At 59.5% G+C, this 26201-nt stretch carries 28 protein-coding genes; 10 read left to right on the forward strand and 18 right to left on the reverse strand.

Annotation, left to right across the window (positions count from 1 at the left end; genetic code table 11):
- Positions 1-2: 2 nt before the first annotated feature.
- The 10 genes from HBN61_RS04200 to HBN61_RS04245 all read right to left on the reverse strand — a co-directional run bounded on the left by HBN61_RS04200 (position 3) and on the right by HBN61_RS04245 (position 9487).
- Positions 3-308 carry a YkgJ family cysteine cluster protein gene (locus HBN61_RS04200; RefSeq protein WP_047273326.1) on the reverse strand — a complete coding sequence of 102 codons (306 nt, stop codon included), beginning with the start codon at positions 306-308 and terminating at the stop codon, positions 3-5.
- Between the two features lie 56 nt (positions 309-364).
- Positions 365-859 (reverse strand): DUF2878 domain-containing protein, encoded by a 495-nt coding sequence (locus tag HBN61_RS04205; RefSeq protein ID WP_083333247.1) that lies wholly within the window; start codon positions 857-859, stop codon positions 365-367.
- On the reverse strand, positions 852-2123 hold the full coding sequence (locus HBN61_RS04210; RefSeq protein WP_047273328.1) for an SAM-dependent methyltransferase: 1272 nt from the start codon (positions 2121-2123) through the stop codon (positions 852-854). Before HBN61_RS04210 ends, HBN61_RS04205 begins: the two co-directional genes overlap by 8 nt.
- Positions 2110-2910, reverse strand: coding sequence for a DUF1365 domain-containing protein (locus HBN61_RS04215; RefSeq protein WP_047273329.1), 801 nt, complete (start codon positions 2908-2910; stop codon positions 2110-2112). The genes HBN61_RS04210 and HBN61_RS04215 overlap by 14 nt, the downstream gene beginning before the upstream one ends.
- The gene (locus tag HBN61_RS04220) at positions 2907-4154 is read right to left on the reverse strand and encodes an NAD(P)/FAD-dependent oxidoreductase (RefSeq protein ID WP_170046230.1); all 1248 of its coding nucleotides are present in this window, start codon (positions 4152-4154) and stop codon (positions 2907-2909) included. The genes HBN61_RS04215 and HBN61_RS04220 overlap by 4 nt, the downstream gene beginning before the upstream one ends.
- Positions 4151-4921: an SDR family NAD(P)-dependent oxidoreductase gene (locus tag HBN61_RS04225; RefSeq protein ID WP_170046231.1), complete on the reverse strand. Its 771-nt coding sequence runs from the start codon at positions 4919-4921 to the stop codon at positions 4151-4153. The genes HBN61_RS04220 and HBN61_RS04225 overlap by 4 nt, the downstream gene beginning before the upstream one ends.
- Positions 4914-6359 carry a deoxyribodipyrimidine photo-lyase gene (gene phrB, locus HBN61_RS04230; RefSeq protein ID WP_047280032.1) on the reverse strand — a complete coding sequence of 482 codons (1446 nt, stop codon included), beginning with the start codon at positions 6357-6359 and terminating at the stop codon, positions 4914-4916. Before phrB ends, HBN61_RS04225 begins: the two co-directional genes overlap by 8 nt.
- A 28-nt stretch (positions 6360-6387) precedes the next feature.
- On the reverse strand, positions 6388-7323 hold the full coding sequence (locus HBN61_RS04235) for a MerR family transcriptional regulator (protein ID WP_047273333.1): 936 nt from the start codon (positions 7321-7323) through the stop codon (positions 6388-6390).
- A 2-nt stretch (positions 7324-7325) separates the two neighbouring features.
- Entirely contained in the window at positions 7326-8294 is a 969-nt protein-coding gene (locus HBN61_RS04240) for a YbgA family protein (protein ID WP_047273334.1), read from the reverse strand.
- Between the two features lie 206 nt (positions 8295-8500).
- Positions 8501-9487: an NAD(P)/FAD-dependent oxidoreductase gene (locus HBN61_RS04245; RefSeq protein WP_170046232.1), complete on the reverse strand. Its 987-nt coding sequence runs from the start codon at positions 9485-9487 to the stop codon at positions 8501-8503.
- Between the two features lie 194 nt (positions 9488-9681).
- Here HBN61_RS04245 and HBN61_RS04250 point away from each other — a divergent pair, with 194 nt between their 5' ends.
- The gene (locus HBN61_RS04250; RefSeq protein ID WP_047280033.1) at positions 9682-10584 is read left to right on the forward strand and encodes a TIGR01777 family oxidoreductase; all 903 of its coding nucleotides are present in this window, start codon (positions 9682-9684) and stop codon (positions 10582-10584) included.
- Positions 10585-10597: 13 nt separating this feature from the next.
- Positions 10598-11623: a ferrochelatase gene (gene hemH / locus HBN61_RS04255; RefSeq protein ID WP_047273337.1), complete on the forward strand. Its 1026-nt coding sequence runs from the start codon at positions 10598-10600 to the stop codon at positions 11621-11623.
- A gap of 51 nt (positions 11624-11674) precedes the next feature.
- Here hemH and HBN61_RS04260 read toward each other — a convergent pair whose 3' ends face one another.
- Together HBN61_RS04260 and upp are read right to left on the reverse strand one after the other, a co-directional pair.
- The gene (locus HBN61_RS04260) at positions 11675-12949 is read right to left on the reverse strand and encodes a uracil-xanthine permease family protein (RefSeq protein WP_047273338.1); all 1275 of its coding nucleotides are present in this window, start codon (positions 12947-12949) and stop codon (positions 11675-11677) included.
- 1 nt (position 12950) lies between these two features.
- Positions 12951-13589, reverse strand: a complete 639-nt coding sequence (gene upp / locus HBN61_RS04265) for a uracil phosphoribosyltransferase (RefSeq protein ID WP_047273339.1) — start codon at positions 13587-13589, stop codon at positions 12951-12953.
- Positions 13590-13753: 164 nt separating this feature from the next.
- On the opposite strand from upp, the gene HBN61_RS04270 reads away from it, so the two are divergent.
- The 3 genes from HBN61_RS04270 (at position 13754) to HBN61_RS04280 (ending at position 15835) form a co-directional block, all read left to right on the forward strand.
- On the forward strand, positions 13754-14311 hold the full coding sequence (locus HBN61_RS04270; protein ID WP_047273340.1) for a hypoxanthine-guanine phosphoribosyltransferase: 558 nt from the start codon (positions 13754-13756) through the stop codon (positions 14309-14311).
- Between the two features lie 17 nt (positions 14312-14328).
- The gene (locus tag HBN61_RS04275) at positions 14329-14802 is read left to right on the forward strand and encodes a WbuC family cupin fold metalloprotein (RefSeq protein WP_047273341.1); all 474 of its coding nucleotides are present in this window, start codon (positions 14329-14331) and stop codon (positions 14800-14802) included.
- A gap of 91 nt (positions 14803-14893) precedes the next feature.
- A complete protein-coding gene (locus HBN61_RS04280) occupies positions 14894-15835 on the forward strand; it encodes an AEC family transporter (RefSeq protein ID WP_047273342.1) in 942 nt (313 codons plus the stop codon).
- On the opposite strand, the gene HBN61_RS04285 is transcribed toward HBN61_RS04280, so the two are convergent.
- The 6 genes from HBN61_RS04285 to gatC all read right to left on the reverse strand — a co-directional run bounded on the left by HBN61_RS04285 (position 15832) and on the right by gatC (position 21050).
- Positions 15832-16176 carry a carboxymuconolactone decarboxylase family protein gene (locus HBN61_RS04285; RefSeq protein ID WP_047280034.1) on the reverse strand — a complete coding sequence of 115 codons (345 nt, stop codon included), beginning with the start codon at positions 16174-16176 and terminating at the stop codon, positions 15832-15834. The two genes, HBN61_RS04280 and HBN61_RS04285, sit on opposite strands and share 4 nt — an antisense overlap.
- 38 nt (positions 16177-16214) lie before the next feature.
- A complete protein-coding gene (locus HBN61_RS04290) occupies positions 16215-17255 on the reverse strand; it encodes a calcium/sodium antiporter (protein ID WP_047273458.1) in 1041 nt (346 codons plus the stop codon).
- A gap of 48 nt (positions 17256-17303) precedes the next feature.
- Positions 17304-17675, reverse strand: coding sequence for a septal ring lytic transglycosylase RlpA family protein (locus HBN61_RS04295; RefSeq protein WP_047273344.1), 372 nt, complete (start codon positions 17673-17675; stop codon positions 17304-17306).
- Positions 17676-17840: 165 nt separating this feature from the next.
- Entirely contained in the window at positions 17841-19286 is a 1446-nt protein-coding gene (gatB, locus tag HBN61_RS04300; protein WP_047280035.1) for an Asp-tRNA(Asn)/Glu-tRNA(Gln) amidotransferase subunit GatB, read from the reverse strand.
- Positions 19287-19296: 10 nt separating this feature from the next.
- Positions 19297-20748 (reverse strand): Asp-tRNA(Asn)/Glu-tRNA(Gln) amidotransferase subunit GatA, encoded by a 1452-nt coding sequence (gene gatA, locus HBN61_RS04305; protein WP_047273346.1) that lies wholly within the window; start codon positions 20746-20748, stop codon positions 19297-19299.
- Positions 20749-20762: 14 nt separating this feature from the next.
- Positions 20763-21050, reverse strand: coding sequence for an Asp-tRNA(Asn)/Glu-tRNA(Gln) amidotransferase subunit GatC (gatC, locus tag HBN61_RS04310; protein WP_047273347.1), 288 nt, complete (start codon positions 21048-21050; stop codon positions 20763-20765).
- Positions 21051-21260: 210 nt separating this feature from the next.
- Between gatC and mreB the strand changes: the two genes are divergently transcribed.
- The 5 genes from mreB (at position 21261) to rng (ending at position 26181) form a co-directional block, all read left to right on the forward strand.
- The gene (gene mreB / locus HBN61_RS04315; protein ID WP_002555108.1) at positions 21261-22298 is read left to right on the forward strand and encodes a rod shape-determining protein MreB; all 1038 of its coding nucleotides are present in this window, start codon (positions 21261-21263) and stop codon (positions 22296-22298) included.
- A 143-nt stretch (positions 22299-22441) separates the two neighbouring features.
- On the forward strand, positions 22442-23521 hold the full coding sequence (mreC, locus tag HBN61_RS04320; RefSeq protein ID WP_080960167.1) for a rod shape-determining protein MreC: 1080 nt from the start codon (positions 22442-22444) through the stop codon (positions 23519-23521).
- Positions 23521-24009, forward strand: coding sequence for a rod shape-determining protein MreD (mreD, locus tag HBN61_RS04325; protein WP_047273349.1), 489 nt, complete (start codon positions 23521-23523; stop codon positions 24007-24009). Before mreC ends, mreD begins: the two co-directional genes overlap by 1 nt.
- Before the next feature lie 52 nt (positions 24010-24061).
- Positions 24062-24667 (forward strand): Maf family protein, encoded by a 606-nt coding sequence (locus tag HBN61_RS04330; RefSeq protein ID WP_083333248.1) that lies wholly within the window; start codon positions 24062-24064, stop codon positions 24665-24667.
- Positions 24668-24723: 56 nt separating this feature from the next.
- The gene (rng, locus tag HBN61_RS04335; RefSeq protein ID WP_047273351.1) at positions 24724-26181 is read left to right on the forward strand and encodes a ribonuclease G; all 1458 of its coding nucleotides are present in this window, start codon (positions 24724-24726) and stop codon (positions 26179-26181) included.
- The last annotated feature ends 20 nt before the right edge of the window (positions 26182-26201 follow it).

Raw genomic sequence — 26201 nt, forward strand, 5'->3', positions numbered from 1 at the left:
CCTCAGCGATACGCGGTGGCAATGCCTTGACGCTCGTTGAGGCATTCAACCTCACCCATTTCGAACTCGCGGCAAATCAGCGGACGCTTTTCGTAAATGGTGCACATCATGGTGTTGCGGTCCAGGGCTGCACACCAGCCATCGTCCAGGCGCAACATCACTTCGCCTCCCCAGTCATCGGTATCGATAAAACGCTCGGGCACACCCGTGTCTGTGATCAGCATCACTTCGAGCTGGCAACAGCACGCCGCGCAGGTCGAGCACGTGACGGCGGGTTCGGTTATTTCAGTCAACGGGATGGTGGTCATAGGCGCGCAGTGTAAGGCAGTGCCGCATCAAGGTGTGAAACAGCTGACAGCTGCACCTATCCGGCCGGGTGAGAAAATTTACCTGCCAGCCATTGCAGGGTTGGGAACAACGCCCCCCAAACAACCCCCAGCCCGATCAGGGTAGGCCACAGGCCCAATGGAAACGCCACGGCGTCCAGGCGCTGCCCTGCATAGTACGAAAGCGGACCTGCCACGGCGCCCAGCACTGCGCAAAGCCAGAGCGGTTTCGCGGTCCACGCCAGGCAATGATTCAAGGTAGTGGCCAACAGGGCCCACAGCAGCATCAGCCAGAACGGGATGATCTTTCCTGGACTGTCGAATGCAAACACGCCCGCGTTCAACAGAGCGCTGTCGATGACGCTGCCCAGCACGCACACCAGCAGCACCAGGCGGATGTCAGCTTTTATCCACAGCACTTGAATAACCAAGGCCGCGCCTGCCAGCAGGAGCCAGGCGCTGTGGCCGCCCAGCACGCAGGCAAACCAGCCGACCTGAAACAGCGCGGCGTTGGCCAGCGTCTTGTTAAGCATCGAGTCGGCCCAACAGCGGTTCGAGAGTGGCGCCCGGTTTGGCCAGCAGCAATTGCGCGGTGCCAATGCTGCGCTCCAGAAAGCCGCCTTCGCAGTAGCACAAGTAAAACTCCCACAGCCTCAGGAAGTATTCGTCGTAGCCCAACTCAGTCAAACGGCCATGGGCGCGTCGAAAATTCTCGCGCCACAGGTGCAGGGTTTTGGCGTAATGCAGGCCGAAGTCTTCCATGTGCATCAAGTTCATGTCGGTGTCCTGGCCGACGATTTCGAGCATCTTCTGCACGCTGGGCAAAGCGCCGCCGGGGAAAATGTAGCGCTGGATAAAATCCACACTGCGTTTTGCCTGCTCATAGCGTTGTTCGCGGATGGTGATGGCTTGCAGCAGCATCAAGCCGTGGGGTTTGAGCAAGTGGGAACACTGTTTGAAATAGCTGGGCAAAAAGCGGTGACCGACTGCTTCGATCATTTCGATGGACACCAGCTTGTCGTACTGCCCTGTCAGATCACGGTAATCCTCAAGCAGCAATGTCACTTGATCTTGTAGGCCAAGTGCATGGATGCGCGCGAGGGTGTAGTCGTACTGCTCCTTGGACAAGGTCGTGGTGGTGACTTTGCACCCGTATTGCTGAGCGGCAAACAACGCCATGCTGCCCCAGCCCGTGCCGATTTCCAGCAAATGGTCGTCGGCAGTCAGCCCGAGTTTCTGACAGATACGCGCCAATTTATTGAGCTGCGCCTGCTCCAGCGTGTCGTCGGGCGTAAGGAACTGGGCGGCGGAATACATCATGGTCGGGTCGAGAAACTGCTCGAACATCTCATTGCCCAGATCGTAGTGCGCCGCAATGTTTTTCTGCGAACCCTTGCGCGTGTTGCGATTGATCCAGTGCAGGCCCCGAATGAATGGGCGGCTCAGACGCGCCAGTCCTCCTTCCATGGCATCCAGCACTTCCATATTGCTGACCAGCACACGGATCACTTTTGTGAGGTCCGGGGAACTCCAGTAGCCATGGATAAAGGCTTCTCCGGCGCCAATCGAACCGTTGCTGGCGATCATGCCCCACACGCTGGCGTCGTGGATGTGAACCTCCGCCACAAGCCCCGCGCCATGGTCGCCGAATGTCCGGCGCTCGCCTTTTTCGACGACGGTCAGGTGGCCGTTTTTCAACTGGGCCAATTGGCGCATCACCCCGCGGCGCAATAGCGCGCTGGTCAGATTATGGGTACTCGACGATGACGATTTGCTCACCAGGCTAGGGCTTTTCATGGCGTTGTTCCTTGTTATGCGCAGTAGCAATGCGAAAGGCGCCATCGGCGGCCTGATGGGAAAAAATCGGTGTGCGCTTGAGAAAAAGCCGCATGGCTTGCCAGTAAATCGCCACGCACGTCTTCGCCGTCATCCATGGGAACTGGCGCACATAGCGATGCAGTCCCGCACGGTCCAGCGACGTGCGTTGCAGATTGAGGGTGGCATCAAACAGTTTTAACTCACCTTGCCAGTCGGCCATGTGGACACCGAGGCGCGCGTCGGGCGCGCTGAAGCTCATGCGGTATTGCAGATCGCGCGGCAGAAACGGCGACACATGAAAAGCCTTGGCCACGGCGACGTGCTGAAAACCGTCACCTTGCGCCGGGAGAACATAGTGATAGCGCTCGCGCCAGGGCGTATTGGTCACTTCGCACAAGACAGCAGCCAAGGTGCCGTCAGCCTCAAAGCAGTAAAAAAAACTCACCGGGTTGAATGAAAGCCCCCAACTGCGCGGTTGCGTGAGCACGCGGATTGCGCCTTGCGGGGTGCGCCCCAACGCGATACCGACTTGTTGGCGCACCGCGTCGATCAGGCGCATGCCCGTCTGGGTGTACGTTTTCAGGTAATCGGTTTCACGGAAAGAGAAGGGCGCCAGTCGGCTTTTTCCGGCCAAAGGGGAGAGGCCCACGACCGCCTCTTGTTCATCCAGGTCGAGATAAAGCAGCCCGATGCGGTAACGAAATGCATGGGCGGTGGGCGCGAAGCGCCGGTGGGCGATCCACCCGGTATACAGGGCGCTGTTCATAAGCGATGCCCGAAGGCGTTGGCCACACGCAGTGCGCTGACCACACCATCTTCATGGAAACCATTGGCCCAGTAGGCGCCGCAAAAATAGCTGTTGTTCGCGCCCAGCAGTTCTTGCCAGCGCGCTTGTGCGGCAATGCCCTGCAAACTGTATTGCGGGTGGGCATAGGTAAAGCTGGCCAGCACTGTTAGCGGGTCGATGGCTGAAGTTTGGTTAAGACTGACGCAGAACGTGGTCTCGCTCTGAATACCTTGCAGGATGTTCATGTTGTAGGTCACGGCAGCGCGTTTTTGTACGGCTGACCCCAGGCGATAATTCCAACTGGCCCAAGCGAGTTTTCGGTCAGGCAACAGGCGCGTATCGGTGTGCAGCACAACATCGTTGTCAGCGTAGGGCAGCGCGCCGAGGATTTCCTTTTCGGCCGTTGAGGGCTGGGCCAGCAAGGCGAGGGCCTGATCGCTGTGGCAGGCAAAAATCACTTTGTCGAATCGCTCAACACCGGCTGCCGTGTGGATCAGTACGCCTTGCTCGTAGCGCTCGACCTGAGTCACTGGGCAATTAAGGTGAATTCGATCAGCAAAGCCGGCACTCAGCGGTTTGACGTAAGCACTTGAGCCTCCTTCAATCACACGCCATTGCGGGCGATTACTGACGCTGAGCAGGCCGTGGTTCTTAAAGAAACGTACGAAAAATTGCAGGGGAAACGTCAGCATGTCGGCCAGTGACATGGACCAGATGGCGGCGCCCATCGGCACGATGTAGTGCTCAATGAAACGTTCGCCATAGCCGCGCTGTTGCAAATAGTCGCCGAGCCGGGTGTCAGCAGCGATACGCTGCTCGTCCAGGTCGCGGACGGCTTCGCGGTTAAAACGCAAAATGTCGCGCAACATGCCCCAAAAAGCAGGCGACAGCAGATTGCCGCGCTGGGCAAACAGGCTGTTGAGCGTATTGCCGTTGTATTCAAGCCGCGTGTCAGTATCGTGCACGGAGAAGCTCATTTCAGTGGCGTTGGAGCGCACCTCCAGTTGGTCCATCAGTTTGATGAAATTGGGATAGGTCCAATCGTTGAAAACGATGAATCCCGTGTCGACCGCATAGGATTGCCCGTTGACGTCAACAGTGACGGTATGGGTGTGGCCTCCGACCCAGTCGCTGGCTTCAAACACCGTGATGTCGTGGGTCTTGTGCAGTAAATAGCCACAGGTCAGGCCTGATATGCCGCTGCCGATAATCGCGATTTTCATGGGTGTGGTTGCTCGCCATTACGCGCAAGACGTTTGCCCAGCGCCACTTGCATGCGCTTGGGCAGGTTGGACAACAGGCGCAACAGCGCGATGAAAGGGGTTGGAAAGGCGATCTCCAGCGGGCGTTTCTCCAGACGCTGGGCAATATGGTTGGCTGCTTTGTCGGCAGACCAGCGCATGGGCATCGGAAAGTCATTTTTTTCAGTCAGCGGCGTGTCCACGAAGCCCGGGCTGACGAGGGTAACGTCCATCCCTTCATGGGCAAGATCCAGCCGCAGGGATTCCAGCAAGTAACGCAGCCCCGCCTTTGACGCGCCATAGGCGCCTGCCCGTGGCAGCGCCCAATAGGTGACGGAGCTCACAACGCCCACCAGATGTGGGCGCGAGCCGGCGCGCAGCAAGGGCAGCGCCGTCTCGATGCAATAACTGGTGGCCAATAAGTTGGTGCGTACGACGCGCTCGATCAGGGCGGCATCAAAGTGGTCGACGTCGATGTATTCGCAGGTGCCCGCATTGAGAATTACGGTGTCCAGCGCTCCCCAGGTCTGGGCAATGTGCATGCCGATCTCACGCACCTGAGCGCAGTCGGTCAAATCGCCGGGGACAACCAGAACTTGTCCGGGATAGCGCTCAGACAGGGCTGTAAGCGGTTGCGGGTTTCGTGCGCTGACGGCGAGCCGGGCGCCTGTTTCAAGCAGCACCTGAGCCAGATGCGCACCGATACCGCTGCTGGCTCCTGTGAGCCAGATTCTGCGCCCGTCAGTCATGACTCATCTCCAACATGTGCCTGGTAGGAAGATTTTTGAAGGCGCTGAGCGCGCGGTCGCGGCTTTGGCTCAAGTTCACGATAGGAGCAGGGTAGTTGACTGCGCCGAACAGGCCGCCCACTGAGGCCGGGTTATGCACCTGTTTTTTATTCAAATCAGCCAATTCGGGGAGCCAGTGTTTGATGAAGGTGCCTTCGGGATCGAAGCGCTCAGACTGACTCAACGGGTTGAAAATTCTGAAGTACGGGACGGAATCGGTACCGGTGGAAGAACTCCATTGCCAGCCGCCGTTGTTGGCTGCCAGATCGCCGTCAATCAAGTGCTGCATGAAAAAGCGTTCGCCTTCGCGCCAGTCAATCAGCAAGTTTTTGGTCAGGAACATCGCCACCACCATGCGCAGACGGTTGTGCATCCAGCCGGTTTCCAGCAGTTGGCGTATGGCGGCATCAATAATCGGGAAGCCGGTGCGGCCCTGTTTCCAGGCCGCCAACTCCTGAGGGGCCTCTCGCCACGGCAGAAATTCGGTCTCGGGGCGGAAGGCGCGATGCCGTGAGACGCGGGGGTAACCGACCAGAATGTGTTTATAAAACTCGCGCCACAGCAACTCGGTGATCCAGGTGGACGCGCCGGGGCTACCGCTTTCGAACTCGCCGTTGTTGCTCATGAGTGCTGCGTGCAGGCATTGACGCGGGGAAATTACGCCCGCCGCCAAGTAGGCGGAAAGCTGGCTGGTCCCCGGCTTGGCCGGCAGGTCGCGCTCATCCTTGTAATAGTGGATGTGTTCATCAGCGAAGCGCGCCAGGCGTGTTTGGGCTTCTTGCTCTCCGGCGGGCCACAGCGCACGCAGCGCGTCATCGGGCGTGGCAAACCCGTCGACTGCAGCAGGCACCGGGTCGCTTTGGATATTCAAGGGCGCTTGAACCGCAGGGGCGGCGAGTGTCTGCGGCAGGGCCATGTGCAAACGGTTGTAACAGACTCGGCGGAATTGGCTGAACACCTGAAAGTACGAGCCCGACTGGGTGAGGATGCTGCCCGGTTGAAACAGCAGTTGGTCGAGGTAGCTGTGGAAGGCGATGCCGTGGGCTTCGAGGGTTTGAGCCACCGCCGTATCGCGGCGGGTTTCATTGATGCCGTATTCCTGATTGGTGTGCAACGCTTGAATGCCTTGCTCTTGGCACAGCGTGAGGAGCACTGAAGGGACGTCTTCCCACGTGGCGGCGGTGCGAATCAAAAGAGGAATATTGAGCTGGCGCAAACGCTCGCTCAAGGTATGCACGTTGCGCAACCAGAAGTCGACTTTGCAGGCCGCGTCATCGTGCATCAGCCATTGTTGCGGGCTGATCACATAGACCGCCAGTGTGGGGCCACGCTCTGCGGCGGCGCTCAGGGCGGTGTTGTCCATGTGACGCAGGTCGCTTCGTAGCCAAAAAAGTTGCATGTCAGTTCCTTGAGCCCCTTGCAGAGCGTTACAAAAGCCCGAGTTGGTTGAGACGTAGATGCGCTTCGACGGGGTCGTTGGCCAGGCACAGCCCTGCGATCTCGGTTGTGCTAACGGACAACACGTCGTAATGAATGCGTACCGCCGGACCGGCAATCAACGTCGGGCACTCGATGCCGTTGAGTAATTTGTTCAATGCCTGGGTGTTAATGGTCTTGCTGGAATACAGCACCACCGCACGCGGCTCCAGCCGCTCAACCGCCAGGCCCAGCTCGCCCACCGGCAAAGGCGCATCGAACATTTCAACCGGGCAATGACTGCTGCTGATCAGCAAGGCGGTGAGCCACAGCTGGGGTTCGAAGGGCAGGTCCGAGTGGTTAACCAGCAGCACGGGCTCGCCTTTGAGCGAACGGTTGTTGTGATAAATGCGCGCGCCCAGCTTGCTGCGCAGCCAGGTGTGAAAGAACACCCGCTCCAGTTGGGCGCCGAACTGCCCTTGCCAGCGCTGTTCCAGCTCATCGAGCAGCGGCATCAACAGTCGCTCGCACAAGGGGCGTGTGGGGTAGAGCGACATGACTTGGTTGAAGCAATCATCGAGGCGGCGCTCGGCCAATTCACTGATGGCTTCAATCAGGGTATGACGCCAAACCTGCCAGTCGCTGCCGGGTGCTTCGTCAGACGGACCGGGAGCATCAAGCAATGGCTTGATTTGGCTGACAGCCACGCCGCGGTTGAGCCACAGCACAATCTGCTGGATCCGCTGAATATGCTCTGTGGAAAACAGCCGATGCCCCTTGGCGGTGCGATGGGGGACGATCAATCCGTAGCGACGCTCCCAGGCGCGCAAGGTCACTGCGTTGACCCCCGTAATACGCGAAACATCACGTATGGGCAGCCAACCTTGTGCCAGTGCCTGGCTGTAGTCCGTATCAGGTGTGTTGGACATAATCAGGTCGTCGTTCATGGTCAGATGGCATTGCGCAGGCTGAGGTTTTCCGGGTGCGGCTGCAGGTACACCTGACGCGAGATGTAGGGGTCCGGGTGCTGACGGAAGTGGTGCTTGAGCAGGGTCAGCGGCACCACTAACGGCACGATGCCCTGCAAGTATTGGCCAATGATCTGCTGGATCTCTTGCTTGTCGGCACTGCTGATGGATTGTTTGAGGTAGCCGCTCAGGTGTTGCAGCACATTGGTGTGCGTGCGGCGGGTGGCACATCGTTTGAGGGCTTTCATCAGCTCGCTGAAGTACTGCGGTGCAATAGCGCGCGGGTCTTGTTTGCCAAGGCTGCCCAGTAAATTGCCCAGGGTTTTGTACTGGACCGGATGGTTTGCCATCAGTTGATATTTATACCGGGCATGGAACTCAGTCAGGCTGCGCCGTGTGATGCCTTGTTTGAGCAGCGCTTGCCAGTCCCGGTAGGCGTAGACCCGGGTCATGAAGTTCTCGCGCAATACCGGGTCATTTAAACGACCGTCTTCTTCCACCGGCAGGTTGGGGTGCGCGTCACAGAAGGCGCGGGCGTATATGCCGCGGCCACTGAGTTCGGCCGGGCGGCCACCGTCCTGATAGACCTTGACCCGCTCCAGCCCGCAGGACGGGGACTTCTGCATAAAAATGTAGCCACAGATGTCGGTGTGTTCGGCCGCCATGTCCACCCCGTAGTCATGCAGGGGGCCGGTGACGTCCAGCGCGCTGTCGACACTGCCGACGGCCAGGGGCTGTTGCGGGTTGCCAATCAGACGGATGGGTTGACGGGGAATGCCAAGACCGATGGCGACCTCGGGGCACAGCGGCACAAATTCGAAATGTTCACTCAGGGCCTGGCTGCATAGGCGCGACTCTTTATGGCCGCCGTTAAAGCGAACTTCAGCTCCCAGCAGGCAGGCGCTGATGGCGATTTTCGGTTTGTCATGAGCTGAGACGGCGCTGGCCATGTGATGAACCTCCAAGAATTACTTGTACATCTTTTGTTTGATGTACAACTTAAGGTCATCATAGGCTTGATCTTGTACAAGTCAAATAGCTTGTACAGGTATTGGGTGTTTATGGGGGTATCGCATCCCGAGTAGGCTGCCCACGCCAAGGCCGTGTAGGCAGACGCCGCACGAGGCGGCGTCCGGGGAGCGTGTCCTGCGGGGCGTTATTCCAAATGCTCAAGCAACTTGCGGGCGGCGTCCTGGCCGCTGAGCCAGGCACCTTCGATCCGGCCAGACAAACACCAGTCGCCGCAGGCATATAAGCCCAGGTCTGAGTCTGCCAAAGCGCCCCATTCATGGGCCGTGGCGGGTCGTGCATAGAGCCAGCGGTGGGCCAGCGTAAAAATCGGGGCCGGTGTGGGGAAGTGCATCAGCTCGGCAAAGGCGCCGTGCAGTTGCTCAATGACCGCTTCTTTGGGCAGGTCGAGGTTTTGTCGGCTCCAGGCGCTGGTGGCATGCAGCACCCAGGTGTCGGGCTGGTTGTCACGGCCCGGTTTGCTGCTGTTGCGTGCCAGCCAGTCCAGCGGGCTGTCTTGTACAAAACAGCCATCCATTTTGGTCGCCAGAGGGGTTTCAAAGGCCAGCGCCAAGGCCCACGTGGGGTCCATCTTCACGCTGGCCACCATGCTGGCCAATTTAGGGGCCACGGCCAGTAACGCCGTGGCCTGTGGCGCGGGAGTCGCGATGATCACATGGCTGAAGGGGCCATGATCCTGACCGTCTGCGTCTTGCAGGTGCCAGTGTGCCTCACCCTTGATCAGGTCGGTGATCCGGCAGGAAAAGGTCACGTGGGATTTGCCCAGCAGGCCGCGGGTGATCGCACTCATGCGCGGGCTGCCGACCCAGCGCGTTTGCTCGTCGGGGGAGGGAGTCAACTGGCCATGTTTGTGGTTGTACAGATGCGGTTCCCATTCACTGGCCCAGCCTTTGGCTTGCCAGCGTTGCACTTCTTCGACGAAACGTCGATCGCGGGCAGTGAAGTACTGCGCGCCCATGTCCAGGTTGCCTGCTTCACTGCGTTTGCTGGACATACGGCCACCGCTACCCCTGCTTTTATCGAACAGGTGCACCGTGTGACCTGCTGTTTGAAGGGCGTGCGCTGCTGAAAGACCGGCAATGCCGGTGCCGATGATTGCGATGGGTACAGTCATAGTGGCCTCGATTCCTGTTTGCACAGACTACGCCGACGGTAATACCTGTACAAATCTATTTATTGGTATAAGTTTTAGCGTGCTCGCTGGGTCCATCTGGCCTATTCTTATACACAGCCGACGGCGCGACGAATTGGGGCTTTCTCTAAAAATAGACCAGTGCTTGCGATAAAACTTCCTGCGAGGTTGAACAGATGCACATATTGCTGACAGGCGGTACAGGCTTGATAGGGCGCCAGCTTTGTCGTCACTGGTTGGCCCAAGGTCATCGTTTGACGGTGTGGAGCAGACGCCCCGCGCAGGTGAGTGAACGCTGTGGAACAGGCGTCAGGGGCATCGCCACGCTCGAAGAGCTGGGGCAGGACCCCGTGGATGCCGTGATCAATTTGGCGGGGGCACCGATTGCGGATCGGCCCTGGACGCGCAAGCGCAAGATGTTGCTTTGGAGCAGTCGGATCACCCTGACCGAAACCCTGCTGGCATGGCTCGAAAGCCGCGAGCAGAAGCCTTCAGTGCTGGTCTCGGGGTCGGCAGTGGGGTGGTATGGGGATGGCGGTGAGCGCGAGTTGACCGAAGACGCCGCGCCGGTCAGTGAAGATTTTGCCAGTCACCTGTGCATCGCCTGGGAAGAGACCGCGCTGCGTGCGCAGGCATTGGGGATACGTGTGGTGTTGGTGCGCACCGGGCTGGTGTTGTCAGCCGAGGGCGGCTTTTTGTCACGCCTGTTGCTGCCCTTCAAGCTGGCGCTCGGCGGGCCGATAGGCAATGGTCGGCAATGGATGCCCTGGATTCATATCCAGGACCAAATCGCCCTGATTGATTTTCTTGTGCATGAGAATGCGGCAACCGGTCCTTATAATGCCTGCGCCCCGCACCCGGTGCGTAACGCCGAGTTCGCCAAAACCCTTGGCCGCGTGCTGCATCGCCCGGCCGTGATGCCCATGCCCGCGTTTGTATTGCGCGTATTGCTGGGTGAAATGTCGCAGTTGTTATTGGGCGGGCAGCGGGCGACCCCCGCACGCTTGCTCGAAGCCGGTTTCACTTTTCAGTTCACCGATTTGCGAGCGGCACTCGATGATGTGTCCGCCCGCCTCTGAAATAGGATGTTGCATGACCGACCACGCGCTGTTGCTGGTAAACCTGGGTTCACCGGCGTCTACGTCGGTAGCGGATGTTCGCAGCTACTTGAACCAGTTTTTGATGGACCCGTACGTGATCGACTTGCCATGGCCGGTTCGACGCTTGCTGGTGTCGCTGATCCTGATCAAACGCCCCGAGCAGTCGGCGCATGCCTACGCGTCAATCTGGTGGGATGAAGGTTCACCGTTGGTGGTGCTCAGCCGTCGTTTGCAGCAGGCCATGACCCGCGAGTGGAAGCAGGGGCCGGTGGAATTGGCGATGCGCTATGGCGAGCCGTCCATTGAAACCGTGCTGACCCGGCTGGCCGCTCAGGGCATCAAGAAGGTCACCCTTGCGCCACTCTACCCGCAATTTGCGGACAGCACCGTGACCACGGTGATTGAAGAAGCCAAGCGGGTGGTCAAGGCTAAAAAGCTGCCGATTCAGTTCTCAATCCTGCAGCCGTTTTATGACCAGCCCGAGTATCTGGAAGCGATGGTGGCCAGTGCCAAACCGCATCTGGCGCAGGAATACGACCACCTGCTGCTGAGCTTCCACGGTTTGCCCGAGCGGCACCTGCACAAGCTCGACCCGACCGGTAATCACTGTTTCAAAAATGAAGACTGCTGCCAAAACGCGTCCCCTGCGGTGATGGCTACCTGCTATCGCGCGCAATGCCTGCGTACCGCTGAGTTGTTTGCGCAGCGAATGGGCTTGCCGGACGGTAAGTGGTCGGTGGCTTTTCAGTCCCGTTTGGGGCGCGCGAAGTGGATCGAACCCTATACCGAAGCGCGACTGGATGCGCTGGCCAAAGAGGGCGTGAAGAAAATTCTGGTGATGTGCCCAGCCTTTGTCGCCGACTGCATCGAGACGCTGGAAGAGATTGGCGATCGCGGTCGCGAGCAGTTTATCGAGGCGGGGGGCGAGGAGTTGGTGCTGGTGCCGTGCCTCAACGACAACCCTGAATGGGCGGCTGCGTTGAATACGTTATGCGAAAGGGCGCCGCTGGCGCTGTGAAATAAAAAACCCTCTCCCGAGGGGAGAGGGTTGCAGGTGACGCAGGCCGGTTTAGATAATCGGCTCGTCACCTTTTTTCTTTTTCCAACTGTCGTTACCCGGCAGGAGCAGGTTCAGCGCTATCGCCACAATGGCGCACAGCGCGATGCCCTTGAGACCGAAGTCTTCAGGTCCCATCCCGGTGCCGATCAGCACACCGCCAATACCGAACACCAACGTGACCGAAACAATCACCAGGTTGCGTGCCTCGCTCAGGTCGACCTGATGACGGATCAGGGTGTTCATCCCCACCGCCGCAATCGAGCCGAACAGCAGGCACAAAATCCCGCCCATGACCGGCACTGGAATGCTTTGCAGCAGTGCGCCGAACTTGCCGATAAATGCCAGGCTGATGGCAAAGATGGCCGCCCAGGTCATGATTTTCGGGTTGTAGTTCTTGGTCAGCATCACGGCGCCTGTCACTTCGGCGTAGGTGGTGTTGGGTGGGCCGCCCAGCAGACCAGCAGCCGTGGTAGCAATACCGTCACCGAACAGGGTGCGGTGCAGGCCGGGCTTTTTCAGGTAGTCACGACCGGTCACGCTGCCCACGGCAATCACGCCGCCAATGTGCTCAATGGCCGGGGCCAATGCCACCGGGACGATAAACAGAATCGCCTGCCAGTTGAACTCCGGCGCCGTGAACTGCGGCAAGGCAAACCAGGGGGCTGCGGCAATTTTGGCCGTGTCGACCACGCCAAAATAGAAGGCCAGGGCAAACCCCACCAACACACCGGCAATGATCGGAACCAGACGGAAAATCCCTTTACCGAACACCGCCACGATCAGGGTGGTCAGCAAGGCTGGCATCGAGATCATCATGGCGGTCTGGTAGTGGATCAGCTCGGTGCCATCTTCAGCGCGGCCCATGGCCATGTGCGCGGCAATCGGTGCCATCGCCAGACCGATGGAGATAATCACCGGGCCAATGACCACGGGCGGGAGCAGGCGATCAATGAAACCGGTGCCCTTGAGCTTTACCGCGAAACCGAGAAAGGTGTACACGAAACCGGCTGCCATCACGCCGCCCATGGTCGCCGCCAGGCCGAATTGACCCTTGGCGAGAATGATCGGGGTAATGAAAGCGAAACTCGAAGCCAGAAAGACCGGCACCTGGCGCCGGGTCACGATCTGGAACAGCAGAGTCCCGAGACCCGCCGTGAACAGCGCAACGTTAGGGTCCAGGCCTGTAATCAAAGGCATCAACACCAACGCGCCAAAGGCCACGAAGAGCATCTGCGCGCCAGAGAGGATCTGGCGCCAGAGCGGGTCGTTGAACTCGTCCTGCATGTTATGCGTCCTTTTGCTTGGTGCCGAAGATCTTGTCGCCGGCATCGCCCAAGCCCGGAATGATGTAGCCGTGTTCGTCCAGACGGTTATCGATGGACGCTGTGTAGATGGTGACGTCCGGGTGAGCGGCTTCTACCGCAGCGATCCCTTCGGGGGCGGCAACCAGCACCATGGCGCGGATCTCTTTGCAGCCGGCTTTTTTCAGCAGGTCAATGGTTGCAACCATCGAAGAACCGGTGGCCAGCATCGGGTCGATGATCATCGCCAGACGCTCGTCGATTTCCGGTACGAGTTTTTCCAGATAAGTGTGGGCCTGCAGGGTTTCTTCGTTACGGGCAACGCCGACGGCGCTGACTTTGGCGCCCGGGATCAGGCTCAGCACACCTTCGAGCATGCCGATGCCGGCGCGCAGGATAGGCACGACAGTAATTTTCTTACCGGCGATTTTCTCAACGTGAACAGGGCCGCTCCAGCCTTCAATCTCGTAGGTTTCGAGCGTCAGGTCGCTGGTGGCTTCATAGGTCAGCAACGCGCCGACTTCCTGAGCGAGCTCGCGGAAGTTCTTCGTGCTAATGTCGGCACGGCGCATAAGGCCGAGCTTGTGACGGATCAGCGGATGGCGGATCTCACGGATAGGCATAGGGAAAAGCTCCGGGGGCAGGCAAAAAAACCGGCCTAGATTAATCTAATCCGGGGTGATGTCCTATAGACATAACAGCACGTTAGTCCATAAATGCTTGATCTGAGCCATGCGGATGCGTACCTTTGCCCGCTTTTCTTGAGCAACCCCCCCTGGAGAGCGTCATGTCTGCTGATCTCGAGCATATCCGTCAAGTCATGCGAGAGGCTGACTGCCTGTACACCGAAGCTGAAGTCGAGGCGGCCATTGCCCGTGTTGGCGCGCAAATCACGGCCGACATGGCCGAGATGAATCCAGTGGTTTTTTGTGTGATGAACGGCGGGCTGATTTTTGCCGGCAAGCTGCTCACGCATTTGAAATTTCCGCTTGAGTCGTCTTACCTGCACGCCACGCGCTACCGTAATCAGACCAGCGGCGGCGATCTGTTCTGGAAGGCCAAGCCGGAAGTGTCGTTCATGGACCGCCATGTGCTGATCATCGACGACATTCTGGATGAAGGTCACACCCTGAGCGCCATTGTGGATTTCTGCAATCACGCTGGCGCACGTCAGGTGCACACGGCGGTGTTGATCGACAAAGAACACGACCGCAAGGCAAGTGCTGGCCTCAAGGCCACTTACGAAGGCCTGCCGTGCATCGACCGCTACGTATTCGGTTATGGCATGGACTACAAAGGCTACTGGCGTAACGCCGCCGGCATTTATGCCGTTAAAGGTTTGTAAACAAGGACGTTGAAACCATGACTACCCCCAGCTTTCTCGATCAGACACTGTTTAACGAACTGGCCGAGAAGGCTGCCGGTAACCCTCGTGGTCGCCAGCACCACAACCTGCATCAGATGCAGGAGCCTTGTCATCGCATGGTGGTGGGCCTGCAACCCGCCACGTACATCCCGCCCCACTGTCACCTGAGCAGCGACAAGGCTGAAACCCTGTTGGTGCTCAGGGGCAAGCTGGGGGTGCTGATTTTTGACCGCAACGGTCAGTTGCTCGAAACGCGCGTGTTGATGGCCGGGGGCGAAAGCCTCGGCGTAGACCTGCCGCCGGGAGTATTTCATGGCCTGGTAGTGCTTGAGCCTGACAGCGTGATGTTCGAGTGCAAAGCCGGACCCTACCGGCCTGTCGGGGATGGCGAACTGGCGCCTTGGGCGCCTCGCGAAGGTGAGCCTGAAGTGGCCCAGTACCAAGCCTGGATGCGCGCCCAGTTCGATTGATCCGGGCAATAATGGCTTTTCAATATTAGGTGTTGCTCCTGTCCCTGGCATAAGATTCGCGGTCTGACGATTGCAATCGGAATTGCTTGGCATGCTGGCTATCTTCCTTCAGACCCTGACCATCACTGCGCCCGTGTTTGCCATGCTGTTTGTGGGGGTAGTGCTCAAGCGTGTCGGCTGGATCAATGACAGCTTCATCCATACCGCGTCGGCTCTGGTGTTTAACGTCACCATGCCGGCGTTGTTGTTTCTGGGCATTGTGCACGCGGACCTTAATGCCGCCTTGCAGCCTAAAGTCTTGGGCTACTTCACGGTGGCGACCCTGGTGAGCTTCGCGTTGGCCTGGGGCTGGTCGATCTGGCGGTGCCCACGCGAAGACCGTGGCATCTACACGCAGGGCGCCTTTCGCGGCAATAACGCGGTGATCGGGCTGGCGCTGGCCGCCAGTATGTACGGCGCCTACGGCATCTCGTTGGGGGCTGTGCTCGCGGCGCTGGTGATCCTGCTGTACAACACGTTGTCGACCATCGTGCTGGCCGTGTACAGCCCGGTGATCAAATCCGACCCGTGGAGCATCTGCAAAAGCGTGTTTCGCAACCCGCTGATTATCAGTGTGCTGGCAGCCGTGCCGTTTGCTGCATTCAAGATAGTGTTGCCCGGCTGGTTGCAGGCATCCGGGGAATATCTGGCGGCGATGACCTTGCCGTTGGCGCTGATCTGTATCGGCGGCACGTTGTCACTCGCGGCCCTGCGCAAAAGTGGCGATCTGGCCTTCAGCGCCAGCTTGCTGAAGATGATTGGCCTGCCGCTCATCACCACGTGGGGCGCATGGTTGTACGGTTTTCGCGGGCCGGAACTGGGCACGCTGTTTCTGTATTTCGCCAGCCCGACTGCCGCGGCCAGTTTTGTCATGGCGCGCGCCGCCAATGGCAATCATGAACTCGCGGCTGCCATCATCGTGATCACCACGGTGATGGCGGCGGTCACGACCAATATCGGGATTTTTGTCTTGCAGTGGGGCGGCTGGATTTAAACGTCGTAGCTGTCGATGACTTCCTGCGCTGCCCGAAATGCATCAATGGCCGCCGGAACCCCCGCGTACACCGCGCAATGCAGCAGGGCTTCGCGGATCTCCTCTACGCTGCAGCCGTTGTTCAGCGCGCCGCGCACGTGGCCTTTGAGTTCCTGAGGGCACTTGAGCGCGGTCAGGGTGGCCAGGGTGATCAGGCTGCGGGTCTTGAGGGGCAAACCTTCTCGGTTCCACACACCGCCCCATGCGTGCTCGTTGACGAAGTCTTGTAACGGCTGCGTGAAGTCAGTGGCGTTGCCCAGGGCGCGGTCCACAAATTCATCGCCCATCACCTGGCGGCGCATTTCAAGTCCGGTCTTTTTATTATTCAAGGGAAGACTCCTCAGTGTTGTCGACGCCACGCGCGCAGGGTACTGAACAGCACATACACCAGCAGCGCCGGCAGGATAAAAAACAGCATCAGGTGTTCGAGTTTTCCGGCCAGCGGCATGCCGGTGGTGAAGGACACGACATGCAGCCCGTAGACGAGATACAACCCCAGAAGCAACACGCCTTCTGCCCGCGTAACGCGGTAGCCGCTGTAGAAAATGGGCAGGCACAAGGCCGCGACCCCGAGCATGACGGGCAAGTCAAAGGCCAGGGCGTTCGGTGAAACGGACAGCGGCGCGGGGGACACCAGTGCGGTGATGCCCAGCACGCCCAGCAGGTTGAAGACGTTGCTGCCGATCACGTTGCCCACGGCAATTTCACGTTGCCCGCGAAAGGCGGCAATCAGCGAGGTGGCCAGCTCCGGCAGCGACGTGCACACGGCAACGATGGTCAGGCCGATGATGCGCTCCGACAGCCCGAGCTGCGTCGCGACATCAACCGCCGCGCCTAGCAATAGCCGACCGGCAAGCCCGAGCAGGAGCAGGGCGCAGAGCATCATCAGCACATTGCGCAGCCAGGAATGCTGGGGTTGGTCGTGACTGACATGATGATGGCTGCCATGGCGCGACTGGCGCAGCAACAGGCCCAGGTAGCCTGTCAGGCCGCACAGCAAGATTACGCCGTCCAGCCGGTCGAGTTCCGTGTTGAGGGCCAGGGCGAGCACCAGTGCGCTGGCAATCACCATCAGCGGGATGTCCAGGCGTACCAGCTGGCGAGAGACGCGCAACGGGATAATCAGTGCGGAAAGCCCCAGGGTTACCAGCACGTTGAAGATGTTGCTGCCGATCACGCTGCCGACGGCAATGTCCGGGGTGTCATTGAAGGCGGCTTGCAGGCTGACGGTCATTTGCGGGGCGCTGCTGCCCAGTGCGACCACGGTCAGGCCGATCAGCAATGGGCGGACTTTGAGCGTGGCTGCCATGCTGACGGCGCAGCGCACCAGCAGTTCTGCACCGGCGACCAGCAGGCCGAGACCGCAGAGCAATTGCAGCAGGTTCCATGTCGATAACGCGTTCAAGCCCAAATCGCAGCCACTCCCTGATTAATCGCTCAAGCCCTGGATTCGGACATTGGCGGTGCCGCTGCGCAGCATACCCAACTGCCGGGCGGCCTGGCGCGAAAGATCAATCAATCGGCCACGGGTGTGAGGGCCGCGATCATTGATGCGCACCACAACCGATTTGTTATTGCTCAGATTGGTGACCAGGACGCGGCTGCCGAACGCCAGTTGGCGATGGGCGGCGCTGAGGGCGTGCTGATCGAAAGGTTCGCCGCTGGCAGTACGTTTGCCATGGTGGCGGGCGCCGTAATAAGAGGCAACGCCGGTTTTGTCATAGCCGCGCGGGTCTATGTCGTGACTGGCACAACCCGCGAGCAGGCTCAGCAGGGCGCAGGCGCCGAGTAGCTGCTTCATGGGGGGGGAATCCTCGTAAGCGTGTTAACCGGTGTAGCCGCTGACGAGGTGCCAGGCTGCGACAAGGCCGGGTGAGGCCTTCCCGATAAAGGGGGGGGCTGCTTCGCAACCCCTCGCAGCCTGAGGCCTCGTCCGTGACCACAGGTATCGTGTGTAGCCGGTGCGTTAGCCTTCGAGCTTGCTCTTGAGCAGTTCGTTGACTTGTTGCGGGTTGGCTTTGCCTTTGGAGGCTTTCATGGCCTGGCCGACAAAGAAGCCGAACATTTTGCCGCGCTTGGCTTCGTCTGCCGCACGGTATTGCTCAACCTGCTCGGCGTTGGCCGCCAGCACTTCATCCAGCACTTTTTCAATCGCGCCGCTGTCGGTCACTTGCTTGAGACCGCGTTTTTCGATGACGTCGTCTGCGCTGCCTTCGCCGTTGGCCATGGCTTCAAGCACCACTTTGGCGATCTTGCCGGAGATGGTGTTGTCCTTGATGCGCTGCAACATGCCGCCCAGTTGTTCGGCCGTAACCGGCGACTGGTCGATGTCCAGGCCTTGTTTGTTGAGCAGGCTGCCCAGCTCGACCATGACCCAGTTGGCGGCCAGTTTGGCGTCACCGCTGATGCTGACCACTTTTTCGAAGTAGTCCGCTTGCTCACGGCTGGATGCCAAGACGCTGGCGTCATAGGTCGACAGGCCGAACTGCGACTGGAAACGCTCGCGCTTTTGCGGCGGCAGTTCCGGCAGGGTGGCGCGAACGTCTTCGATGAACGAGTCTTCGATGACGACCGGCAGCAGGTCCGGGTCCGGGAAGTAACGGTAGTCGTTGGCTTCCTCTTTGCTGCGCATGGCGCGGGTCTCGTCTTTGTTCGGGTCGTACAGGCGGGTTTGCTGAACCACCTTGCCGCCGTCTTCGATCAGCTCGATCTGGCGTTGTACTTCGCTGTTGATCGCCTTTTCGATAAAGCGGAACGAGTTGACGTTCTTGATCTCGCAGCGGGTGCCGAACTCGGCCTGACCCACCGGGCGAATCGACACGTTGCAGTCGCAACGCAGCGAGCCTTCGGCCATGTTGCCATCGCAGATGCCCAGGTAGCGCACCAGGGCGTGCATGGCCTTGACGTAAGCGACTGCTTCTTTGGCGCTGCGCATGTCCGGCTCGGAAACGATTTCCAGCAGCGGGGTGCCAGCGCGGTTCAGGTCGATACCGGTCGAGCCGCTGAAGTCTTCGTGCAGGCTCTTGCCGGCATCTTCTTCAAGGTGCGCACGGGTAATGCCCACCCGTTTGACCGTGCCGTCTTCCAGTGTGATGTCCAAATGACCCTTGCCGACGATCGGCAATTCCATCTGGCTGATCTGGTAGCCCTTGGGCAGGTCCGGGTAGAAATAGTTTTTACGGGCGAAGACGTTGTGCTGACCGATTTCAGCGTCCACTGCCAGGCCAAACATCACGGCCATGCGCACGGCTTCTTCGTTGAGCACCGGCAATACGCCCGGCATGCCCAGGTCAACCAGGCTGGCCTGGGTGTTCGGCTCCGAGCCAAAAGTGGTGGCGCTACCGGAGAAAATCTTCGATTGGGTGGCGAGCTGGGAGTGAATTTCCAGCCCGATCACAACTTCCCATTGCATATGTTTCTCCTCAGAAGCCGGCAGGTGAGCGCGTGTGCCAGTCAGTGTTCAACTGGTACTGGTGAGCGACGTTGAGCAGGCGACCTTCCTGGAAGTAAGGTGCCAGCAACTGCACGCCCACTGGCAAGCCGTCGACAAAACCGGCTGGCATCGACAGGCCCGGCAGGCCCGCGAGGTTGGCGGTGATGGTGTAGACGTCTTCCAGGTAGGCCGAGACCGGGTCGCTGTTTTTAGCGCCGATTTTCCAGGCCGGGTTAGGCGTGGTTGGGCCGAGGATGATGTCGACTTCATTAAAGGCAGCCATGAAGTCGTTTTTGATCAGGCGGCGGATTTTTTGCGCTTGCAGGTAGTACGCATCGTAGTAACCGGCCGACAGCGCATAGGCGCCCACCAGAATCCGGCGCTGCACTTCAGGGCCGAAGCCTTCGGCGCGCGAGCGCTTGTACAGGTCGGTGAGGTCTTTCGGGTCTTCGCAGCGATGGCCGAAGCGCACGCCATCAAAACGCGACAGGTTGGAAGACGCTTCTGCCGGCGCGATCACGTAGTACGCAGGGATCGCGTGCTGCATGTTGGGCAGGCTGATGGGCTTGATCACGGCGCCGAGTTTTTCGAGTTCTTTGATGCTGGTGTGCACCAGCTCCGCGATGCGCGGGTCGAGGCCCTCGCTGAAGAACTCTTTCGGTACGCCAATGCGCAGGCCTTGCAGCGAAGTGTTCAGGTTGGCGCTGAAGTCCGGCACGGGCTCATCGATGCTGGTGGAATCTTGCGGGTCGAAACCGGCCATGCCTTGCAGCAGGATGGCGCAGTCTTCAGCCGTGCGCGCCAACGGGCCGCCTTGGTCGAGGCTGGAGGCGTAGGCAATCATGCCCCAGCGCGAGACGCGACCGTAGGTCGGTTTCAGGCCGGTGAGGTTGGTCAACGCGGCGGGCTGGCGGATCGAACCGCCAGTGTCGGTGCCGGTAGCGGCTGGCAACAGGCGGGCGGCTACTGCGGCGGCCGACCCTCCGGACGAACCGCCGGGCACGTGCTCAAGGTTCCACGGGTTTTTGACGGCGCCGTAGTAGCTCGATTCGTTGGCCGAGCCCATCGCGAACTCGTCCATGTTGGTCTTGCCCAGGCTCACCGCGCCGGCAGCGGCCAGCTTGGACACTACCGTGGCGTCGTACGGGGCCTTGAAGTTGTCGAGCATCTTCGAGCCGCAGCTGGTGCGTACGCCGAGGGTGCAGAACAAGTCCTTGTGACCGATTGGCGCACCCAGCAGGGCGCCGGTTTCACCGTTGGCGCGACGTGCGTCGGCGGCCTTGGCCTGCTCCAGGGCGAGGTCTTCGGTGAGGGTAATAAAGCTGTTGAGCTGCGGGTCCAGTTGGGCGATTCGCGCCAGCAGGGTTTTGGTCAGCTCTTCAGACGAAAACTTTTTATCGGCGAGTCCGCGGGCGATCTCGGCCAGAGTCATTTGATGCATGCAGGCTCTTCCTTTTACTCGATGACCTTGGGAACCAGATAGAGGCCGTTTTCGACCGCTGGCGCGATGGACTGGTAAGCCTCGCGATGATTGGTTTCAGTCACGACGTCTGCACGCAGGCGCTGGCTGGCTTCCAGGGGGTGGGCCAGCGGCTCGATACCGGTGGTGTCGACAGCCTGCATCTGGTCAATCAGCCCCAAAATGCTGTTAAGGGCTTCGGTGGTGCGTGGCAGATCGGCATCATTCAGACCCAGGCGGGCCAAATGAGCGATTTTTTCCACGTCGGAGCGTTCAAGCGCCATGGGATTCTCCAGTGGAAAACAAGACGGATGCTATCCGTGTGTTAGATTGTCGGAACACTACCGCATTTCTACGGTCATATGGCCGCGATTGTGGGGGCTGGTGCTCGGAAAAGCGGCCAATTTAACATATTGGCGCCTTGCCCAAAATCCCTGTCGTTGTTAGAGTTTGCCGCACTTTTTTACCCACGCGTTGCCTAGGGTCCCTTTCCCATGTTCAAGAAACTGCGTGGCATGTTTTCCAGCGATCTTTCCATCGACCTGGGCACTGCCAACACCCTTATTTACGTGCGCGAGCGCGGTATTGTCCTGAATGAGCCATCGGTTGTGGCTATTCGGACACACGGTAACCAGAAAAGTGTCGTTGCCGTCGGCACCGAGGCCAAGCGCATGCTGGGCCGTACACCGGGCAACATTGCAGCCATTCGTCCGATGAAGGACGGCGTGATCGCTGACTTCAGCGTGTGCGAAAAAATGCTGCAGTACTTTATCAACAAGGTTCACGAGAACAGCTTCCTGCAGCCAAGCCCTCGGGTTCTGATTTGCGTGCCGTGCAAATCGACTCAGGTTGAGCGTCGCGCCATTCGTGAGTCGGCACTGGGTGCCGGCGCCCGTGAAGTCTTCCTGATTGAAGAACCGATGGCCGCTGCCATCGGCGCCGGCTTGCCGGTTGAGGAAGCCCGCGGCTCGATGGTTGTCGATATCGGTGGCGGTACCACTGAAATCGCGCTGATCTCCCTGAACGGTGTGGTTTACGCCGAATCCGTACGGGTTGGCGGCGACCGCTTCGACGAAGCGATCATCACCTATGTGCGCCGTAACTACGGCAGCCTGATCGGTGAATCGACCGCCGAGCGCATCAAGCAGGAAATCGGCACGGCCTATCCGGGCGGTGAAGTGCGTGAAGTAGACGTGCGCGGCCGTAACCTGGCTGAAGGCGTTCCACGTGCCTTCACACTGAACTCCAATGAAGTGCTTGAAGCCCTGCAAGAGTCGCTGGCGACCATCGTTCAGGCCGTTAAAAGCGCGCTGGAACAGTCCCCGCCAGAGCTGGCGTCGGACATCGCCGAGCGTGGCCTGGTACTGACCGGTGGTGGCGCATTGTTGCGTGACCTCGACAAGTTGCTGGCCCAGGAAACCGGTTTGCCGGTCATCGTTGCCGAAGACCCGCTGACCTGCGTTGCGCGTGGTGGTGGCCGTGCGCTGGAAATGATGGATAAGCACACCATGGATCTGCTCTCCAGCGAATAATATCGGTGGTTGCAGTTCGAGGGTTATCACCAAAAGGTAGCACTTTGCTGTGCTGCCTTTTGGCGTTTATCTTTTGTCAATCTTCATCCAGGCCGCTTGAAGCCGTATGAATACATTGAATCCTTGCCCCGGAGGAGCGGCTTATTAAACCGCTCTTTTCCAAAGGCCCCTCTTTGGGCGTGCGCCTGTTGGTGCTGGTCGTGCTATCGGTCGCGCTGATGGTGGTCGATGCCCGTTTCACGTTGCTCAAGCCGGTGCGCAGTCAAATGTCGCTGGTGCTGATGCAGACCTACTGGATTACCGATCTGCCGCAACGTCTGTTCCAGGGCGTCGCCAGTCAATTTGGTAGCCGGACGGAACTGGTCGCCGAGAACGAGAAGCTCAAGACTGAAAACCTTCTGCTGCAAGGGCGCATGCAAAAACTCGCCGCCCTGACCGAGCAAAACGTTCGCCTGCGCGAGTTGCTGAATTCCTCTGCGCTGGTCAACGAAAAGGTTGAAGTGGCCGAGCTGATCGGCATGGACCCCAACCCGTTTACTCATCGCATCATCATCAACAAGGGTGAGCGCGACGGCGTGGTGCTCGGTCAACCGGTGCTCGATGCCCGCGGGCTGATGGGGCAAGTGGTCGAGTTGATGCCCTACACCTCGCGGGTTTTGCTGCTGACCGACACCACCCACAGCATTCCGGTACAGGTCAACCGCAATGGGCTGCGTGCAATTGCCAGTGGCACGGGCAACCCCGAACGCCTGGAATTGCGCCATGTGGCCGACACGGCGGATATCAAAGAGGGCGACCTGCTGGTCAGCTCGGGTCTGGGGCAACGCTTCCCGGCGGGCTATCCGGTCGCAACGGTCAAGGAAGTGATTCACGACTCGGGCCAGCCATTCGCTATTGTGCGGGCCGTGCCGACAGCCGCTCTGAACCGCAGCCGTTACTTGCTGTTGGTCTTCAGCGACAGCCGCACCCCTGAAGAGCGCGCCAACGACGCGGCTCAAGCCCAGGAAGCCGAAAACAACGGCGAGCCGCAGCCCATTATTCCGGCGACTGTGCCCAAGCCCGTGCCTGCATCCGTGCCCGCCGTGGCCCCGGCGCCCGCTGTCACCACGCCAGCAACGCCTGCGCCCGCCGCCGGAGCGGTCAAAAAACCTGCGCCCGTTGCAACACCCGCCGCAGCCAAGCCGCCAGCCGCTGCGCCGGCCACCACCCGGGAGAGGCAATAATGGCGGGTATTCGTTCACGTAATGGCTGGATCATCTGGCTGACGTTTGCCATTGGCGTATTGCTCAGCGTTTCGCCAATGCCGCAGTTCATGGAAGTGTTCCGTCCGCTGTGGCTGGCGTTGTTGCTGGCTTTCTGGGCGCTGTACATGCCGCACAAGGTGGGCATGGTCACCGCGTGGTGCCTGGGCCTGGTTGAAGACGTGGTTTACGGCACGCTGCTGGGGCAGAACGCTTTGATCCTGACCCTGATCACCTTCCTCGTGCTGTCCCTGCAACAGCGCCTGCGCATGTTCCCGATGTGGCAGCAAAGCCTGGTGTTGCTGGTCATCTTTGGCCTGGCCCAGTTGGCGCAATTGTGGCTCAGCGCCTTGACCGGGAACCGTCAGCCAACCCTGGCGCTGGTGCTGCCTGCACTGGTCAGCGCCTTGTTGTGGCCTTGGGTCAGCTACGGGCTGCGCGGGCTGGTTCGACGTTTCAAAATCAATTGATGGAAGCGTGAGCCATTTCCTGGTTTGCGCACACTGACAGGGAGATGTCTCGATGACTTCGCTTTATCTGGCCTCAGGCTCACCCCGCCGACGCGAGTTACTGACTCAAATCGGCGTGCCCTTCAGCACCGTCAGTGCTGCCATCGACGAAACCCCTTTGGTCAATGAGGCCGCCACGGCGTATGTCGAGCGGCTGGCGCGCGAAAAAGCGCGTGCAGGTTATAAGCACGTCACGGCATCGCCTGCGGGCGATGCTTTTTGCGTGTTGGGCGCTGACACTGCCGTGGTGCTGGACGGACAGATTCTTGGCAAACCCGTCGACGAAGCCGATGCCTTGGCTATGCTCATGGCGTTATCTGGCCGCGCGCATGAAGTCTTGACCGCCATTGCCCTGATTGATGCAACCCGCTGCGAAACCCGTGTGGTGCGCAGCGCGGTGCGTTTCAGAAACATCAGCACACAAGAAGCTGCGCGTTACTGGGCCAGCGGCGAACCGCTGGATAAAGCCGGTGGCTACGCGATTCAGGGGCTGGGCGCGGTATTTGTGTCCGGGCTTGAGGGCAGCTATTCCGCTGTCGTGGGCTTGCCCGTGTGCGAAACCGCAGAACTGCTGGGACATTTCGGCATACCCTGTTGGCAAACCCTTTCCGTGCGCTAACTATTGCACCCATGAAACGTGGCACTACTGTGATGACGCCTGAACGAGACCCAGCCATGAGTGAAGAGATCCTGATCAACATCACGCCGATGGAATCGCGCGTGGCGGTGGTAGAAAACGGTGTTTTGCAAGAGGTGCATGTCGAGCGCACCCAGCGCCGAGGCATTGTCGGCAACATTTATAAAGGCAAGGTCGTTCGTGTTTTGCCCGGCATGCAAGCGGCATTCGTGGACATCGGCCTGGACCGTGCGGCATTCATCCATGCTTCCGAAATCTCCCTGCGTGAAGGTCAGGCGGTCGAAAGCATCAGCTCGCTGGTTCATGAAGGCCAAAGCCTGGTGGTGCAGGTCACCAAAGACCCGATCGGCTCCAAAGGCGCACGGTTGACGACCCAATTGTCGATTCCTTCGCGTTATCTGGTGTACATGCCGCGCACGGCCCATGTCGGCATTTCCCTGAAGATCGAAGACGAAGCCGAACGGGACCGCCTCAAACAGGTGGTCAGTGATTGCGTGGCGCAGGAAGGTATCAAGGAAGCGGGCGGTTTCATCCTGCGGACAGCGGCCGAAGGCGCTGGCGCGGATGAAATCCTGATGGACATTCGCTACCTGCGTCGCCTGTGGGACCAAATCGGTGCCCAGATCAAAACCGTCGGCGCTCCGACGGTCATTTATGAAGACCTGGGCCTGGCCTTGCGTACCCTGCGCGACCTGGTCAGCCCGAAGATTGAAAAAATCCGCATCGACTCCCGCGAAACCTTCCAGAAAACCACGCAGTTCGTGGCTGAGCTGATGCCAGAAATTGCGGACCGTCTGGAGCATTACCCCGGCGAACGGCCGATCTTTGATTTGTACGGCGTTGAAAGCGAAATCCAGAAAGCCCTCGACCGCAAAGTGCCACTCAAGTCGGGCGGCTATCTGGTGGTGGACCCGGCTGAAGCCATGACCACCATTGACGTCAACACCGGCGCGTTCGTGGGGCATCGCAATCTTGAAGAAACCATCTTCAAGACCAACCTCGAAGCGGCAACGGCCATTGCGCGTCAACTGCGTCTGCGCAACCTGGGCGGGATCATCATCATCGACTTCATCGACATGGAAGACGAAGAGCACCAGCGGCAGGTGCTGCGCACGCTCGAAAAGCAACTCGAACGCGATCACGCCAAAACCAACATCATCGGCATTACCGAGTTGGGGTTGGTGCAAATGACCCGCAAGCGGACCCGTGAGAGCCTCGAACAGGTGCTCTGTGAACCCTGCGTGTGCTGCCAAGGGCGGGGCAAGTTGAAAACCCCGGAAACCATCTGCTACGAAATATTCCGTGAAATCCTGCGCGAAGCCCGTGCGTATCAAGCCGAGGGGTATCGCGTGCTGGCCAGTCAGCGCGTGGTTGACCGGTTGCTGGATGAAGAATCGGGCAATGTGGCGGAGCTGGAAGGGTTTATCGGGCGTACGATCCGCTTTCAAGTGGAAACCATGTACTCCCAGGAACAATACGACGTGGTGCTGCTCTGAAGTTGCACGGGATGTCCGGA

Origin of the sequence: Pseudomonas sp. WS 5071 (assembly GCF_012985765.1) — a bacterium.
Lineage (GTDB): Bacteria > Pseudomonadota > Gammaproteobacteria > Pseudomonadales > Pseudomonadaceae > Aquipseudomonas > Aquipseudomonas lundensis_A.